The sequence below is a fragment of the Streptococcus mitis genome, assembly GCF_002096895.1.
GTDB lineage: Bacteria > Bacillota > Bacilli > Lactobacillales > Streptococcaceae > Streptococcus > Streptococcus mitis_AH.
In genome coordinates this window covers 84,507-100,951 of sequence record NZ_NCVI01000019.1, presented here as the reverse complement: position 1 = coordinate 100,951, position 16,445 = coordinate 84,507, and the positions used below count along the sequence as shown (strand labels likewise).

11 protein-coding genes and 1 pseudogene are annotated in these 16,445 nt (G+C 42.7%); all 12 read left to right on the top strand.

Going from position 1 to position 16,445, the window contains the following annotated elements:
• Window positions 1-68 precede the first annotated feature (68 nt).
• Window positions 69-1,856 (top strand): glycoside hydrolase family 35 protein, encoded by a 1,788-nt coding sequence (locus B7697_RS04415; RefSeq protein WP_084950531.1) that lies wholly within the window; start codon window positions 69-71, stop codon window positions 1,854-1,856.
• Window positions 1,853-2,329, top strand: coding sequence for a PTS sugar transporter subunit IIB (locus tag B7697_RS04410; RefSeq protein ID WP_000156970.1), 477 nt, complete (start codon window positions 1,853-1,855; stop codon window positions 2,327-2,329). The genes B7697_RS04415 and B7697_RS04410 overlap by 4 nt, the downstream gene beginning before the upstream one ends.
• 26 nt (window positions 2,330-2,355) lie before the next feature.
• The gene (locus B7697_RS04405) at window positions 2,356-3,261 is read left to right on the top strand and encodes a PTS mannose/fructose/sorbose/N-acetylgalactosamine transporter subunit IIC (RefSeq protein ID WP_084950529.1); all 906 of its coding nucleotides are present in this window, start codon (window positions 2,356-2,358) and stop codon (window positions 3,259-3,261) included.
• On the top strand, window positions 3,248-4,069 hold the full coding sequence (locus B7697_RS04400; protein WP_084950527.1) for a PTS system mannose/fructose/sorbose family transporter subunit IID: 822 nt from the start codon (window positions 3,248-3,250) through the stop codon (window positions 4,067-4,069). The genes B7697_RS04405 and B7697_RS04400 overlap by 14 nt, the downstream gene beginning before the upstream one ends.
• Window positions 4,070-4,072: 3 nt before the next feature.
• Complete coding sequence (locus tag B7697_RS04395; protein ID WP_020903318.1) at window positions 4,073-4,477, top strand: PTS sugar transporter subunit IIA; 405 nt, start codon at window positions 4,073-4,075, stop codon at window positions 4,475-4,477.
• A gap of 210 nt (window positions 4,478-4,687) precedes the next feature.
• Window positions 4,688-5,854, top strand: coding sequence for an SIS domain-containing protein (locus B7697_RS04390; protein ID WP_084950526.1), 1,167 nt, complete (start codon window positions 4,688-4,690; stop codon window positions 5,852-5,854).
• A gap of 115 nt (window positions 5,855-5,969) precedes the next feature.
• Window positions 5,970-7,007, top strand: coding sequence for an aldose epimerase family protein (locus tag B7697_RS04385; protein ID WP_020903319.1), 1,038 nt, complete (start codon window positions 5,970-5,972; stop codon window positions 7,005-7,007).
• Between the two features lie 181 nt (window positions 7,008-7,188).
• Entirely contained in the window at window positions 7,189-12,924 is a 5,736-nt protein-coding gene (locus tag B7697_RS04380; RefSeq protein ID WP_084950524.1) for a ZmpA/ZmpB/ZmpC family metallo-endopeptidase, read from the top strand.
• A gap of 202 nt (window positions 12,925-13,126) precedes the next feature.
• On the top strand, window positions 13,127-13,513 hold the full coding sequence (locus B7697_RS04375) for a hypothetical protein (RefSeq protein ID WP_239822292.1): 387 nt from the start codon (window positions 13,127-13,129) through the stop codon (window positions 13,511-13,513).
• A gap of 1 nt (window position 13,514) precedes the next feature.
• Window positions 13,515-14,870 carry a sodium:solute symporter family transporter gene (locus B7697_RS04370; RefSeq protein ID WP_084950522.1) on the top strand — a complete coding sequence of 452 codons (1,356 nt, stop codon included), beginning with the start codon at window positions 13,515-13,517 and terminating at the stop codon, window positions 14,868-14,870.
• Window positions 14,854-15,570, top strand: coding sequence for an acylneuraminate cytidylyltransferase family protein (locus B7697_RS04365; RefSeq protein ID WP_084950521.1), 717 nt, complete (start codon window positions 14,854-14,856; stop codon window positions 15,568-15,570). Before B7697_RS04370 ends, B7697_RS04365 begins: the two co-directional genes overlap by 17 nt.
• Window positions 15,551-16,402 (top strand): annotated as a pseudogene (locus tag B7697_RS04360) (LPXTG cell wall anchor domain-containing protein); the annotation flags it as partial. The gene B7697_RS04365 and the pseudogene B7697_RS04360, both read left to right, overlap by 20 nt.
• Between the last annotated feature and the right edge of the window lie 43 nt (window positions 16,403-16,445).

The following is a 16,445-nucleotide window of genomic DNA, read 5'->3' as shown; positions in this document are numbered from 1 at the left end:
AGATATTGAGATATATTTACTATATCAACAAATGAAAGCGTAAACTTTAGTTGTCAGAAGGTAAGAACATGACACGATTTGAGATACGAGATGATTTTTATCTCGATGGAAAATCATTTAAGATTTTATCTGGCGCCATTCATTATTTTAGGGTTCCTCCAGAAGATTGGTATCATTCGCTCTATAACTTGAAGGCTCTTGGTTTTAATACAGTAGAGACTTATGTGGCCTGGAATTTACACGAGCCTCGTGAGGGTGAGTTTCACTTTGAAGGAGCTCTGGATTTGAAGCGATTTCTTGAGACGGCACAAGATTTGGGTCTCTACGCTATCGTTCGTCCCTCTCCCTTCATCTGTGCGGAGTGGGAATTCGGTGGCTTACCAGCTTGGCTTTTAACCAAAGATATGAGGCTTCGTTCCTCAGATCCTGCTTATATTGAAGCTGTTGGTCGCTACTATGACCAGCTCTTGTCACGATTGATTCCACATTTGTTGGACAAGGGTGGCAATATCCTCATGATGCAGGTTGAAAATGAGTATGGTTCTTATGGAGAAGATAAGGCTTATCTGAGAGCAATTCGACAGTTGATGGAAGAGCGTGGCGTAACCTGTCCTCTCTTTACATCAGATGGTCCATGGAGAGCTACTCTGAAAGCTGGAACCTTAATCGAAGATGACCTCTTTGTGACAGGAAACTTCGGTTCTAAAGCTCCGTACAATTTTTCACAGATGCAGGAATTCTTTGATGAACATGGCAAGAAATGGCCACTCATGTGTATGGAGTTCTGGGATGGCTGGTTCAATCGTTGGAAGGAACCGATTATCACACGGGATCCCAAAGAATTGGCAGAAGCTGTTCGAGAGGTTTTGGAACAAGGCTCCATCAATCTTTACATGTTCCACGGTGGTACAAACTTTGGCTTCATGAATGGTTGCTCGGCTAGAGGGACTTTGGACCTACCACAAGTTACATCTTATGATTATGATGCCCTTCTAGATGAGGAAGGAAATCCAACTGCCAAATATCTGGCAGTCAAGAAGATGATGGCAACACATTTTCCAGAGTATCCGCAGTTGGAACCACTCTACAAAGAGAGTATGGAGTTGGATGCTATTCCACTAGTTGAAAAAGTTTCCTTGTTTGAAACCTTGGATAGCTTGTCAAGTCCGGTAGAAAGCCTCTATCCTAAAAAGATGGAGGAGTTGGGACAAAGCTATGGCTATCTACTCTATCGAACAGAAACAAACTGGGATGCAGAAGAAGAAAGACTTCGTATCATTGACGGTCGAGATAGGGCTCAGCTTTATGTCGATGGTCAGTGGGTCGAAACCCAATATCAGACAGAGATTGGGGAAGATATTTTTTATCAAGGCAAAAAGAAAGCGCTATCTAGGTTAGATATCTTGGTAGAAAATATGGGGCGTGTCAACTATGGACATAAGTTCTTAGCAGATACGCAACGTAAGGGAATTCGGACAGGGGTTTGTAAGGATTTGCACTTCTTACTAAACTGGAAACACTATCCACTTCCTCTAGACAATCCTGAGAAAATTGATTTTTCAAAAGGATGGACAGAAGGACAACCAGCCTTTTACGCTTATGACTTTACAGTCCAAGAGCCAAAGGATACTTACCTAGACTTGTCTGAGTTTAGTAAGGGAGTTGCCTTTGTCAATGGGCAGAATCTAGGACGTTTTTGGAACGTCGGCCCGACCCTCTCACTTTATATTCCTCATAGCTATCTCAAGGAAGGTGCCAACCGCATCATCATCTTTGAAACAGAAGGTGAGTATAAAGAAGAGATTTATTTAACTCGTAAACCTACACTAAAACACATAAAGGGGGAAAACTTATGACAATTGTAGGATGCCGTATCGATGGACGTTTGATCCACGGACAAGTAGCCAATCTTTGGGCTGGAAAACTAAATGTTTCACGTATTATGGTTGTGGATGACGAAGTTGTCAACAACGACGTTGAAAAGAGTGGTTTGAAACTCGCGACACCACCAGGTGTGAAATTGAGTATTTTGCCAATTGAAAAAGCGGCAGCCAATATTCTTGCTGGTAAATACGATAGCCAACGTCTCTTTATCGTTGCTCGTAAACCAGACCGTTTCCTTGGTTTGGTAGAAGCAGGTGTACCACTTGAAACCCTTAATGTTGGGAATATGTCTCAAACACCAGAAACTCGTGCCATCACACGTTCTATCAACGTAGTGGATAAGGATGTGGAAGACTTCCACAAACTGGCAGAAAAAGGTGTTAAACTTACTGCTCAAATGGTTCCAAATGATCCAATTTCAGACTTTTTGAGCTTATTAAAATAGGAAAAAATTTTTAGGAGGTCATTGTTATGATACAATGGTGGCAAATTTTACTTCTCACTTTGTACTCAGCTTATCAAATCTGTGATGAGTTGACGATCGTTTCATCTGCAGGTTCCCCTGTATTTGCTGGTTTCATTACTGGTTTAATCATGGGAGATGTGACAACTGGTTTGTTTATTGGTGGTAGCTTGCAGCTGTTCGTTCTTGGGGTTGGTACCTTCGGTGGTGCTTCTCGTATCGACGCAACTTCTGGTGCGGTTCTTGCAACAGCATTCTCAGTTTCACAAGGAATCGCTACAGACCTTGCGATTACAACAATCGCTGTACCAGTAGCAGCACTTTTGACATACTTCGACGTTCTTGGACGTATGACAACTACTTTCTTCGCACACCGTATTGATGCTGCAATCGAACGCTTTGACTATAAAGCAATTGAACGCAACTACCTTCTTGGTGCTCTTCCTTGGGCTCTTTCTCGTGCCCTTCCAGTCTTCTTTGCTCTTGCCTTTGGTGGTGCCTTTGTTCAAGGAGTAGTAGACTTGGTTAAACAATACCAATGGGTTGCAGACGGTTTGACACTTGCAGGACGTATGCTCCCAGGTCTTGGATTTGCAATCTTGCTTCGTTACCTTCCAGTTAAACGTAACCTTCACTACCTTGCAATGGGATTCGGTTTGACAGCTATGTTGACTGTACTTTACTCAAACGTAACAAGTCTTGGTGGCGCTGTTGCTGGTATCGTAGGTACTCTACCTAAAGATGTGGCTGAAAAAATTGCTTTTGTCAACAACTTTAAAGGTTTGTCTATGATTGGTATCTCTATCGTGGGTATCTTCCTTGCAGTGCTTCACTTCAAAAATAGCCAAAAAGTAGCTGTAGCAGCACCTTCTACACCATCAGAAAGTGGGGAAATCGAAGATGACGAATTCTAATTACAAACTTACAAAAGAAGATTTTAATCAAATCAATAAACGTAGCTTGTTTACTTTCCAATTAGGTTGGAACTACGAACGTATGCAAGCTTCTGGTTACCTTTACATGATCTTGCCTCAATTGCGTAAAATGTATGGGGATGGAACTCCTGAATTGAAAGAAATGATGAAAGTTCATACTCAATTCTTCAATACTTCACCATTCTTCCACACCATTATCGCTGGTTTTGACCTTGCCATGGAAGAAAAAGATGGTGTAGGTTCAAAAGATGCCGTTAACGGTATCAAGACAGGTTTGATGGGACCATTTGCTCCTCTTGGAGATACAATCTTTGGTTCACTTGTACCTGCTATCATGGGATCTATCGCGGCAACTATGGCTATCGCTGGCCAACCTTGGGGTATCTTCCTTTGGATCGCAGTTGCAGTAGTGTATGACATTTTCCGTTGGAAACAATTAGAATTTGCCTACAAAGAAGGGGTTAACCTTATCAACAACATGCAAAGTACTTTAACAGCTTTGATTGACGCTGCATCTGTACTTGGTGTCTTCATGATGGGTGCTCTTGTAGCAACAATGATCAACTTTGAAGTTTCTTATAAATTGCCAATCGGTGAAAAAATGATTGACTTCCAAGACATCTTGAACTCAATCTTCCCACGCTTACTTCCAGCAATCTTTACTGCATTTATCTTCTGGTTGCTTGGTAAGAAAGGTATGACCTCTACTAAAGCTATCGGTATCATTATCGCTCTTGCAGTAGGTCTTTCTGCCTTTGGTAAATTTGTACTTGGAATGGGCGCATAATTTATGGCTAAATCATTAATTTTGGTGAGTCATGGTCGCTTCTGTGAAGAACTTAAAGGTAGCACTGAAATGATCATGGGTCCACAAGACAATATTCATGCAGTGGCTCTTCTTCCAGAAGATGGTCCAGAAGAATTTACTGCGAAATTTGAAGCTGCTATTGAAGGATTGGATGATTTCCTAGTCTTTGCGGATCTTCTCGGTGGAACACCATGTAACGTGGTCAGTCGTTTGATCATGGAAGGTCGTGACATCGAACTTTATGCAGGAATGAATCTTCCAATGGTGATTGAATTTATCAATGCGAGCCTTACAGGTGCAGATGCGGACTATAAGAACCGTGCTGCAGAAAGCATTGTGAAAGTTAATGACCTGTTAGCTGGCTTCGATGATGACGAAGATGAATAAGATGTGACAACGTGAAAATCAGAGGGAAAATAGGCGATAGGAGGATGGAGCGATTCTCCGACGATAATCGATCTTTTTCCCAAAGATTTTAGTTGGAACTCGATTCAATAAGATGTGATAACGTGAAAATCGTTAGAGCATTTTATATAGAATATACATGGGAATGGGGCTTACTCCCATTCCCATATTTAATAGAAAAAGAGGAACTCAATGCTACATTATACAAAAGAAGATTTGCTCGAATTGGGTGCAGAAATCACTACACGTGAAATCTACCAACAGCCTGATGTATGGAAAGAAGCTTTTGAATCTTATCAAGCAAAAGGTGAAGAAATTGCAGCTTTCCTACAAGGAATTGCTGATAAACATAACTATATCAAGGTTATCTTGACAGGTGCGGGGACTTCTGCTTATGTAGGAGATACCTTGGTACCTTACTTTAAGGAAGTCTATGACGAACGCAAATGGAATTTCAATGCTATTGCGACAACAGATATCGTTGCCAATCCAGAAACTTATTTGAAAAAAGATGTGGCAACTGTCCTTGTATCCTTTGCTCGTAGTGGGAACTCGCCTGAAAGTGTGGCGACTGTTGATTTGGCCAAGGCCTTGGTAGATGAGCTTTACCAAGTGACGATTACTTGTGCAGCAGATGGTAAATTGGCTCTTCAAGCTCATGGAGATGACCGCAATCTCTTGCTCTTGCAACCAGCTGCCTCTAATGATGCTGGATTTGCCATGACTTCTAGCTTTACGTCTATGATGTTGACAGCTCTCTTGGTCTTTGATCCTACAGAATTTGCTGTTAAAGCTGAACGTTTTGAAGTTGTATCTAGTCTTGCCCGTAAAATTCTAGACAATGCAGAAGATGTCAAAGAGTTGGTTGACCTAGACTTTAACCGTGTCATCTATCTAGGCGCTGGTCCTTTCTTTGGGCTTGCTCATGAAGCTCAGCTCAAGATTTTGGAATTGACAGCTGGCCAAGTGGCGACCATGTATGAAAGTCCAGTCGGCTTCCGTCACGGTCCAAAATCTCTTATCAACGAAAATACAGTTGTTTTGGTCTTTGGTACAACAACAGACTACACTCGCAAGTACGACTTGGACTTGGTTCGTGAAGTTGCTGGTGACCAGATTGCTCGTCGTGTTGTGCTTTTGAGTGATCAAGCTTTTGGTCTTGAAAATGTCAAAGAAGTGGCCTTTGGTTGTGGCGGTGTCTTGAATGATATTTACCGTGTCTTCCCTTACATCGTTTATGCCCAACTCTTTGCCCTATTGACTTCACTCAAGGTAGAAAACAAACCAGATACACCGTCTCCTACAGGTACCGTAAACCGTGTGGTACAAGGTGTTATCATTCACGAATATCAAAAGTAAGACAGTGTTTATGAATTCTTGACAAGAGGATTTGTAAACTATCAGATAAACCATAGATTGTCAGTAGGCTTTCTATGGTTTGTTTGCTTGAGAGAAATAGTAAAAGGAGAAGAGAATGAAAGCATACACAGAGCGTGTGTTCGGAAGAGTTGATGAACAAGATGTCCTAGCTTATTGCTTTGAGACTGATGCTGGTTATCAATTAGAGGTTATGACTTATGGGGCGACTATCTTGCGCTATGTCACACCTGACAAGGCTGGAAACTTTGCCAACGTTATCTTGGGTTTTGATGATTTTGATAGCTATGTAGGCAATAGTCCCAAGCATGGAGCTAGCGTAGGTCCTGTGGCAGGCCGTATTGCAGGTGCGACCTTTGAGCTTAATGGCAAGACCTATGACCTTGAAGTCAACAATGCTAGCAACTGTAACCATAGTGGTTCAACTGGTTGGGATTCCAGCTTGTTTGAATTGGTCGAGGTGAGCGACCATGGCTTGACTCTCTACACAGAGCGTACAGATGGGACAGGAGGGTTCCCTGGAAATCTCAAGATTTGGATCAGTTACCACTTAGAAGAAACTGGTGCCTATGAAATCAGCTACAAGGTGACAACCGATCAAGATACGCTGGTCAATCCAACCAACCACAGCTATTTCAACTTGTCTGGTGATTTCACGCAGACGATTGACCGCCATGTCTTCCAACTAAATACAGAGGGCATTTACCCAATCGCTCCCGACGGTGTTCCTGCCAAAACTCCAGATGCCAATCGTGATGTGGTTAAACACATCTACAATGGTGCCTTGTTGAAGGATATCTTTGCAGAGGAAGATGAGCAAATCCAGCTGGTATCTGGTTTGGATCATCCATTCGCTCTTCCTGCAGGTCATGACAATGCTGGATTCCTTTATGACCAAAACTCAGGTCGCTTCCTGCTTTTCAAGACAGAAGCTCCTTGCTTTGTAGTTTACACAGCAAACTTTGTGGATGAGAGTGTCATCATAGGAGGTCAGCCAATGGTACAGCACAATGGGATTGCCCTTGAAGCGCAAGCTTTACCAGATGCCATTCACAGTGACCTCAAAGACCAAGTCATTCTCAAAGCCGGTCAAACCTTTACAAGCAAGACACGTTATGAGCTTGTTGTGAAATAAAAATTTAGAAATATGATAGGTGTTCCAGAAGTTAGGTATCTAATTTTAGGAATGCCTTTTATTATTCCCTTATTTGCATATCTATCCCTAGAATCTTTTAAAAAGTTGATGTATAATGGGAAGAGTTGTATATTTTGCTATAAATTAATATGCTAATTTAAAAATGTAAAAAGAGGGGAATATGAATTTCAAAACTAGTGGAGAAAAAAGACAGAATTTCTCATTGAGAAAATTGGCAGTTGGCCTTGTATCTGTAGCAGTTGCGTGTTTCTTTTTGATGGGAACTGGCCTACAGACTGTATCTGCCCAAGAATCTCATGCCGTTAATTATACTTATGTTTTAGAGTCGGATTTGACTGATGAAGAGAAGACTCTCTTAGTTACATCCCTACCACAAGTAGCGGAAGAAACAGATGCTACCTACTATCTTGTTTATCGAGCAAATCAAGTACTACCCAACACAGGAGCTAGCTCTTCTCTAGGAACTGCTACCTTAGTGGTAGGCCTTAGTTTATTGGTTGTAGTAGTTCTTAAGGGACGTGATGGCAAGAGTAAGATTAGTCGATTCTTGTTAGTAACCAGTCTAGGAAGCCAGTTGCTGTCTCCAACTGTCCTTGCCTTGACTAGCGAAACACTAGCTGCCTACAACACTCAACTATCTGTTCAAGCAGGAGATGCTTTGCCAGCTCCGGTTGATATTCCTGGTTATACATACATTGGATATGTGAAAAATAAAGTAGACGTTGTTAAGCAATCAGATAAACAGAAGGCGCATGACAGCAAGTCTAACTTAGAAAATGTAGATAGCTTAACGATAGAGGAACAACAAGGAGGAACACCTTCTCCTATAGAGCCTCAACTACAAAAAAACAATGAAACTGTAGTGCAAGCAAAGGGGAGCCAAGAGCCGGGTCATGAGGGCGATGCCCTAGTTCAACCCGTTCAACCGACTTATACAGAACCCGTTAGCACCCAAGGCACACAAGAGTCAGGTCATGAAGGCGAGGCTCTAGTTCAACCAACGCAACCGGCCTACACAGCCCCAATCAGTACTCAAGGTACACAAGAGTCAGGTCATGAGGGTGAGGCCCTGGTTCAACCAGCACAACCGTCTTATACAGAACCCGTTAGCACTAAAGGCACGCAAGAGCCAGGTCATGAGGGCGATGCCCTAGTTCAACCAACGCAACCAGCGTACACAGCCCCAATTAGTACCCAAGGTACGCAAGAGTCAGGTCATGAGGGTGAGGCCCTGGTTCAACCAGCACAACCGTCTTATACAGCCCCAATTAGCACCCAAGGCACACAAGAGTCGGGTCATGAGGGCGATGCCCTAGTTCAACCCGTTCAACCGACTTATACAGAACCCGTTAGCACCCAAGGTACACAAGAGTCAGGTCATGAGGGCGAGGCTCTAGTTCAACCAGCACAACCGTCTTATACAGAACCCGTTAGCACTAAAGGCACGCAAGAGTCAGGTCATGAAGGCGAATCTCTGGTTCAACCAGAATTACCGTCTTATACAGGTCCAATCAGTACTCAAGGCACACAAGAGCAGGGTCACGAGGGTGAAGCTGCTGTAGCAGAGGCTCTTCCTGAACTGCCTTTGACAAGTAATCATCGTACAGTAACAGAAACCATTCCTCATGAAACTGAAGAAATTGAAGATGCGACTATCTTAAAAAATCATCGAGAAATTGCTCAGAAAGGAAAAGACGGTTTACGGACAATCGAGTATGAAGATTATCTCGTAGATGGTAAGGTGGAAGCTAGCAAGGAAATCTCACGTACAGAAGTAGCACCAACCAAAGAGATTGTCAAGGTTGGCAGTCTTGTTAAAACCAAACCAACAGTTGAAATCACCAATATTGTTAAAGATGAGAGCAAAAAAGCAGTAGCAGTCAACTACCGCTTAGATGACCCAACGTCTGCCTTTGTTAAGGCCAAGGCCCAAATTTTTCAAAATGGAACACTGATTAAAGAAGTGGATTTGAAAGATTTATCCGTTCAGCAAACGATTGATGGTTTGGACTACTATACTCCTTATACAATTAAGACTTACCTGACCTATAATCTAGGCCAATCTGATCAGGAAAATACAGAAGTATCAACGAAAGATTTTCAATTGGACTATAAGAAAATTGAAATCAAAGATGTGGATGAAGTGGGGCTCTATGGTAAGGAAGATGGTCACTACCGTCGCTATCTGAATTTATCAGAAGTACCAAGTGATTTGTCACCTTATTTTGTCAAAGTCAAATCAGATAAGATGAAAGAAATGTTGCTACCAGTTAGCTCTATTAAGGAAACAGAGGATGGGAAGTACAAGGTAACCGTTGCCTTCAATGAACTGGTTCAAGAGAAAGATTCAGCATACAAGGATAACTATAGCTTCACAGTTGATAAGCAAAAGCTTGCCAAGGACGGTGTCTATACTTCCTTCAAGAAACTGATTGCTGCCATGCAAGGTAATCTCGCTGGAACCTTTAAACTTGGAGCTGATATGACAGCTGATGAAGTGGCCTTAGCAAAGGGACAAACCAGCTATGTGACAGGCACTTTCACTGGTAATCTTATCGGTGCGAGTGATGGGAAGCCGTTTGCGATTTATGACCTCAAGACAGCCTTGTTTGATAACTTGACCAAGGCTACTGTGAAAGATATTGACCTTAAAGCAGTAGCGATTAAGAGTCAAGATGACACAGCCAGCCTAGCAAAAGTAGCTACTAATAGTCAGATTAGTAATGTAGCTGTAGAAGGTCAATTGACAGGTAGCAAGTCAGTTGCAGGTTTGGTAGCGAAGGCTCAGGATACAGAAATTACTAATAGTTCCTTTACAGGTAGCATTCAGGCCAAGCATACGGATGCTTCTCCTTACTATGTGGGAGGTATAGCAGGGCTCTTATCTGGTACTAAGGCTAAGATTGATAAGGTAGCTGTTGATACAAGTATTTCTAGCAATGCCCGCAACAATGACCAATTTGCTGGAGGTATTGTAGGGAAAGTTCAAAGTGGTGCTTTGGTCTCTCATGCACTAGCAAGTGGAACCATCCTCAATACGACAACCTATCCTCGAGTCGGAGGTATAGCTGGCTCTACATGGCAAAATGGCCGTATCCATCATGTCGTTAGCATGGTTAATACTGGAGATGGTTATGGCATCACAGGAGACCAATATAAGGGAGCGGACATCAAAGATGCTAGCACTGTTGTTGAGAACAAGAAGGTCGATCTCTATGCGACCCCAATTACCCAAGACCAGGCCAGAGAAAAGGTTCAGTCTTATGGGATGACAGTGACACTAAACGATACAGGTCAAACACTCAAGGACAATCAACGAAGTGTGGACTATACTCAGTTAAGCCAAGGCCAAGCTAGTCGAAAAGTTGCTTATCACAATATCGAGAAATTGATGCCTTTCTACAACAAAGAGTTAGTGGTTCACTATGGAAATCAAGTCGATCCTACTGATAAGCTTTATACTACAGAACTGTTGGATGTCGTACCAATGAAGGACAATGACATCATCACAGATATTCAGGCCAATAAAGTAGCAATCAATAAGCTTATGTTGCATTTTGCTGACAATACAATCAGTTATCTAGATGTCACCTACAAAGAAGACTTCAAAAATACACAAATTGCAGAGTACAGCGTAGCAGGTAAACCCTTTATCTTTACGCCAGAGGCCTTTCTATCTGATTATACGAAAGTGACCAATCAAGTCCTAGCAGATTTGCAAGGGGTCGAATATGACTCAGCAGCCATGAGAAGAGTTCTGGGCATTGAGGCAGATGCTCCACTTGATCCGCTGTATTTGGACAAAGAATTTGAAAAAGTCAAGGCTAATATCGGCGAACATCTCCGTAAAGTGCTAACCATGGACAAGTCTATCAATACGATGGGAGATAGTGTAGCGACCTACATCAGTGAGAAAATCAAGAACAACAAGGAAGCTTTCTTGCTTGGTTTGACCTACCTCAATCGCTGGTACAATATCAACTATGATCACATCAATACCAAGGACCTCAATACCTATAAGTTTGACTTTGATGGCAATAGCACAGCTTCAACCTTGGATACTATCATTGCCCTAGGTCAGAGCGGTATGGAAAATCTCAAGGCATCAAATAATCCAATTGCCTATGAAACAACCCTGGCTGCTGCAAAAGGTCGCAAGACAGTGACTGATTTACTAGAGTCTTACAGAAAACTCTTCCTACCAACTAAAACCAATAATGAATGGTTGAAGACAAATACCAAGGCCTATATCGTAGAGAGTAAATCAGCGATTCCAGAAGTGCGTGCCAAACAAGAGTCAGCAACACCAGATAGTAACTATACGCTGGGAGTCTATGACCGTATTACGGCACCAAGTTGGAAATTAAAAAATATGCTCCTACCGCTATTGACATTGCCAGAAGAGGATGTTTATGTGATTTCAAACCTTTCTACCTTGGCCTTTGGTGGCTACGAACGCTACCGTGATCGTGTCAATAATATAGTCTTATCAGGAGAAGAATTGCGTCAGTATGTCCGTGGCAAGGTCGACCAGTCGGCTGAATGGCAACGAGACCACTATGATATCTGGTATCATCTCCTTTCACCAGAATACAAAGAGAAACTCTTCCGCTCAGTCATGGTTTCAGATGGCTTTGGTATGAAAGATAGCAATAGTAATTATTACTGGGCTACCCTGTCTGATAAGGCCATTGATTCTATCTACAACTTCTTTGGACCAACTGGTAAGTGGTATGGGGAAAGTAAAGGAGCCGGGGCCTATGCCAACGGTTCTGAGGTCCACTATGTCAGCGACCGCTTGTTGGATAAATACGGAACATCAGTCTATACCCATGAAATGGTTCATAATTCTGATGGACATATTTACTTTGAAGGTAAAGGTCGTCGTGAAGGATTGGGAGCAGAGTTGTATGCCTTAGGACTGTTGCAATCTGCTGACAGTCTAGATAAGGATGCTATTGTCTTGAATACTCTCTATAAAGGGGATAAGAATTCACCAACTCGCTTGCATACTTATGATCCGACAAGTCGCTTCACATCAGCCGCAGCATTGCAAGAGTATGTACACGGTATGTACGATGTCTTGTATACCTTGGACGCTATGGAAGCCAATGCCATTTTAACTAAGTCTAACGATGTCAAGAAAAAATGGTTTAGAAAAATAGAGAATTTCTACATTGAGGACAAGTACCATAAACAAACGCATGCAGGAAACTCTGTTCGTCCACTGACAGATGCTGAAGTAAGCAAACTAACTAGTCTGGATGCCTTGATTGACAATGATATCATCAACCGTCGGGCTTACCGTGATAAGAGTGACTATACTCGTAATGGCTATCATCTTATCAGCATGTTCTCACCGATTTATGCTGCCCTCAGCAATCCAAAGGGTGCGCCTGGTGATATCATGTTTAGAAAGACAGCCTACGAATTGTTGGCAGAAAAAGGTTACCAAGATGGCTTCTTACCATATATATCCAACCAATATGCAGAAGAAGCTAAACGCAATGGGGACATTACCTATTCAGATTGGCACGGAAAAGATGTGGGACTCATCACTGATAGTCTCGTCTTGAAAAATGTCTTTGCCAACCAATATGGTTCATGGGCTGATTTCAAGAAGGATATGTTTAATAAACGTATTCGCAAGCAAGACCAGTTGAAACCAATCACTATTCAGTATGAACTTGGTGTACCAAACAGCAGCAAGGAGATTACAATTCGTTCAGCTGCTCAAATGCAAGAACTCATCGATCAAGCAGTGGCGAAAGATGTGGCTAACATTGACCGTACGACAAGCCATGCACCTGCAAGTTGGGTCCACTTGTTAAAACAAAAAATCTACAATGCCTACCTACGTAGCACAGATGATTTCAGAGAATCGATTTATAAGTAATAAGAAAACTCCCCCAAGCTATCCTATCTAAGCCAGTCTACCTTGCAGATGGTCAGTCTTTGTGATAGAATAGCATAAAGTCCTTTTGAGGGGGAACTTGCTAGGAAATCCCCAAGCATTGTAACGGATGAACTACCCTCGCTTTTTTGTGAGGGTGGTTTTTCTTTTGTAAGCAGAAAATAAGAGAGAAAGAGTGTATAGTATGTCGAGAATTGTCACTATCTTTTACCCAGAATACATCTACCGCATAGGAGGAGAAATCCGTTCTGAAGAGGACTTGCTGGTTAAGTTCTTAGCTAGATGGGCCCAGCAAACCGACCTCTTTATCCGTGACCAACAAATCGTTCCCAAACCCAGCCTCTGGCGTTATATGGAAAATACGGACAAAAATTATTATGAAGTCGTTCATGAAGATATCATGCGAGACTTACGTCTCGCCAATCTGCGCCAGACAAACAAATACCTAGTTGCCAGTGAAGTGTTGACTGATACGTTAGCGAAACAAGGGTATGACACCAAGTTTTTACCACCAATGTTTACAGAAAAAGTAGGTCAAATATACAGAGAACTACTAGATAGGAACTTCTAGGATGTTGGGAATTCTAGTCATCCTATTGCTCTATTTCGGCTTGATTTCCTGGATTGCCTATCGCAAAAAAGGGAGCGAAGAGGATTACTATCAGGTTAAGAAAGCTGTTCCAGTGACAGTTTTGGCCTTCTCAGTCTTTGCGACCTTACTCAGCCCCATTTCCTTTCTGACTCTGGTGGGGAATGCCTATACAGACAGGTCCTATCTCTGGTTTGCCCAGTGTGGCATCTTTCTAGCCATTCCGCTGGCTCATCGCTACTTTTTGCCCCTCTATCAAAAGGGAAACTACGAGACAGCCTATCATCTGTTAGAGGACAAGTTTCAATCGGCTGGCATTCGTTCACTGGCTTCAGGGCTTTTCATCCTCTACCAGTTGGGGCGAATAGCAGTGGTGACCTACTTGTTGTCGCAGGCCTTAGAGCCCTTTATCCCTATCAATCCGCTGGTCTTGTCAGCTTTACTCCTTATCTTGACGGTCTATTATCTGGCAAGGGGTGGTCTCTTGGTTGTGCTTTGGACGGACTTCTTTCAGGGTTTGGTCCTACTAGCTATACTAGCCCTATTTCTACCAAGAATTGCCCAATCTGGTTTAGTCGTGAATAGCAGTCAACAGCTATCTCACTTTGCAGAGACGCTGGATGGGAAGATGGTCTTTATCTTAGTTGCAGGAGCAGGTTTTAGTAGCTTGTTTTCCTACGTTTCTTCGCAGGATATCGTTCAACGTTTTAACAGCAAAATGGGACGTCGGAAAATTGGGAAAATCTTATGGTTTCAGGGACTCTTGTCCTTTGGGATTGCCAGTTTACTCTATCTGATTGGTTGCTTGATTCGGCAGGAAAATTTCGCCACCACATCGACCAATCCTGTTCTCATTGCCTATGCTCGGGAAGGTCTGGCACCTTGGTTTGGTAGTTTCATCATGTTGGCTCTCTTGGCAGCAGGCCAATCCACGGTTTCATCTAGTATGAATGCAATCGTGACCTGCTTGAAGTTGGATTTTACCTGGTCAAAGATTCGCTGGTCGCCAAGCCTTCTATCCTTTGTCTTAGCAGGTCTGTCCTGGCTCCTCTGCCTCTTACTCATGAATGCAGAAATCTACTCCATCTATGAGTGGATTAACGGCTTTATGGGCCTGACACTAGGTGTGATAGGTGGTTTGTACCTCTTAGTCCTACTCCTCAAAAAACCGAGTTTGCAACTAGCCAAAATCTATCTGGTCTTTAGTCTAGGAGCCTTGGTTCTCTATCATTACAGTGGCCTTTTTCCCAACCCCAATCCCTGGTTAAATAGCATCATCACCACCCTATCTGCCCTTTTCATCTCAATTCTAGGAAAACTATATGAAAGCAAAATCTAAACCCATAGCCGTGATTTTAATCCGTTCGGGTTCACGCGGCTTAGTGGATAAAAATATCAAACCGCTTGCAGGCAAACCCTTGGTTTTCTACACCATAGAAGTCGCTCTAGCCTCCAAGTTATTTAGTGACATCTGGGTTTCCTCAGACTCACTAGCCTATCTAGAACTCTGTAGACAAGCCTATCCAGAGATTCGTTGTGTCCATAGACCAAAAGAATTGGCCCTATCAACAACCTCTAGCTTAGAGACCTTACGAGACTTTTTGCAGCCCTTTGAGGAAGACCAGGTCTTTGTGAATCTACAGGTGACCTCGCCCCTGAGAGAGGTGGAGCACCTCATCGAGTCCTACCAACTCTACTGTCAGTCTGGCGCCGACCATCTGATTTCTTGTGTCAAGGCAGACAAGAGTCGTAGTCTTTTCTTGCAGTTGGAGGAGTCGACATTTATCCGTCCACCTCAGGTTTCCAAGCACTATGCTCGGCAAAAAGAGCCTGTCTATTACTATCCCAATGGTAGTATCTGGATTTCTCGCAAGGATCTTTACCTGAGAGATGAGACCTTTTACACGGATAAGACAGTAGCCTATGAAATGCTCAAACTCTATTCTTATGATATCGACGATGCCTTGGACTTTGAAGTCGTTGAGACCTTGTTGCACCATCATCACCTAGGAGAATCAAACCCCAGAAGAAAAAGCTAAAGCGAAAGAATCTGTCGATAAAGACTTGGAAGAAAAAATCAAGAACATTGATAAAGATCCAAGCTTGACTCCAGAGCAAAAAGAAAAAGCTAAGGAAAAGGCTAAGAAAGAAGCTGAGAAAGTTAAGAAATCAATCGAAGAAGGTAAGACTACTGAGTGGGTAGACGTAAATGGTAAACCATTGAAACCAGCTGCACCTAGAACAGAAGAAGCTGGAAAAGTACCAAACTACAAACTAGTAGGAACAGTTACAAACCCAGAAACAGGTAAAGTAACACACATCTTCAAACCAACAACATCTGACAAACCTTCTACAGTATGGGTAGATGTAAATGGTAAACCTGTGAAACCATTAGCTGAAGGTGATAACCCAGCTGGAGAGATCCCAGGATATGCCTTAGTAGAAACAATAAATGTTAAAGAAACTGGCGATGTCATCCACGTATTTAAACGTACTACAAATGGAAGACCTCAAAAAGAAGGTTCTACAAATGGAGGATCACTCATTCCATCTCAACCAGGTTCTCCAGCAAGACCTTCAACAAACCCAACAAGTCCGGTGAAACCGACAGACCCAAGTCAGCCAGAAACTCCAGTAGTTCCTACAGACCCAAGTCAGCCAACAACACCGGCTAACCCAGCTGCTCCAGCGATGCCATCAGCCCCAGTCAATGGTGAAGCACCACAAGCTCCAGCAGCTTCATCAGAAGCTAAAGGACAAGCAGAGCTTCCAAACACTGGTACAGCAGACAATGCTAGCCTAGCAGCACTTGGACTTCTTGGAGTCTTGAGTGGATTTGGACTTGTTGCTCGCAAGAAAAAAGAAGACTAATTCTAATTAGATTTTCTGACAAGATTAAGGAGTAGGATATTCT

Bases quoted from the DNA above. Each gene is read 5' to 3' on its own strand.
- B7697_RS04385 (WP_020903319.1), top strand. From the start codon at position 5,970: ATGAAAGCATACACAGAGCGTGTGTTCGGAAGAGTTGATGAACAAGAT.
- B7697_RS04390 (WP_084950526.1), top strand. From the start codon at position 4,688: ATGCTACATTATACAAAAGAAGATTTGCTCGAATTGGGTGCAGAAATC.
- B7697_RS04375 (WP_239822292.1), top strand. From the start codon at position 13,127: ATGTCGAGAATTGTCACTATCTTTTACCCAGAATACATCTACCGCATA.
- B7697_RS04370 (WP_084950522.1), top strand. From the start codon at position 13,515: ATGTTGGGAATTCTAGTCATCCTATTGCTCTATTTCGGCTTGATTTCC.
- B7697_RS04415 (WP_084950531.1), top strand. From the start codon at position 69: ATGACACGATTTGAGATACGAGATGATTTTTATCTCGATGGAAAATCA.
- B7697_RS04380 (WP_084950524.1), top strand. From the start codon at position 7,189: ATGAATTTCAAAACTAGTGGAGAAAAAAGACAGAATTTCTCATTGAGA.
- B7697_RS04405 (WP_084950529.1), top strand. From the start codon at position 2,356: ATGATACAATGGTGGCAAATTTTACTTCTCACTTTGTACTCAGCTTAT.
- B7697_RS04400 (WP_084950527.1), top strand. From the start codon at position 3,248: ATGACGAATTCTAATTACAAACTTACAAAAGAAGATTTTAATCAAATC.
- B7697_RS04365 (WP_084950521.1), top strand. From the start codon at position 14,854: ATGAAAGCAAAATCTAAACCCATAGCCGTGATTTTAATCCGTTCGGGT.
- B7697_RS04410 (WP_000156970.1), top strand. From the start codon at position 1,853: ATGACAATTGTAGGATGCCGTATCGATGGACGTTTGATCCACGGACAA.
- B7697_RS04395 (WP_020903318.1), top strand. From the start codon at position 4,073: ATGGCTAAATCATTAATTTTGGTGAGTCATGGTCGCTTCTGTGAAGAA.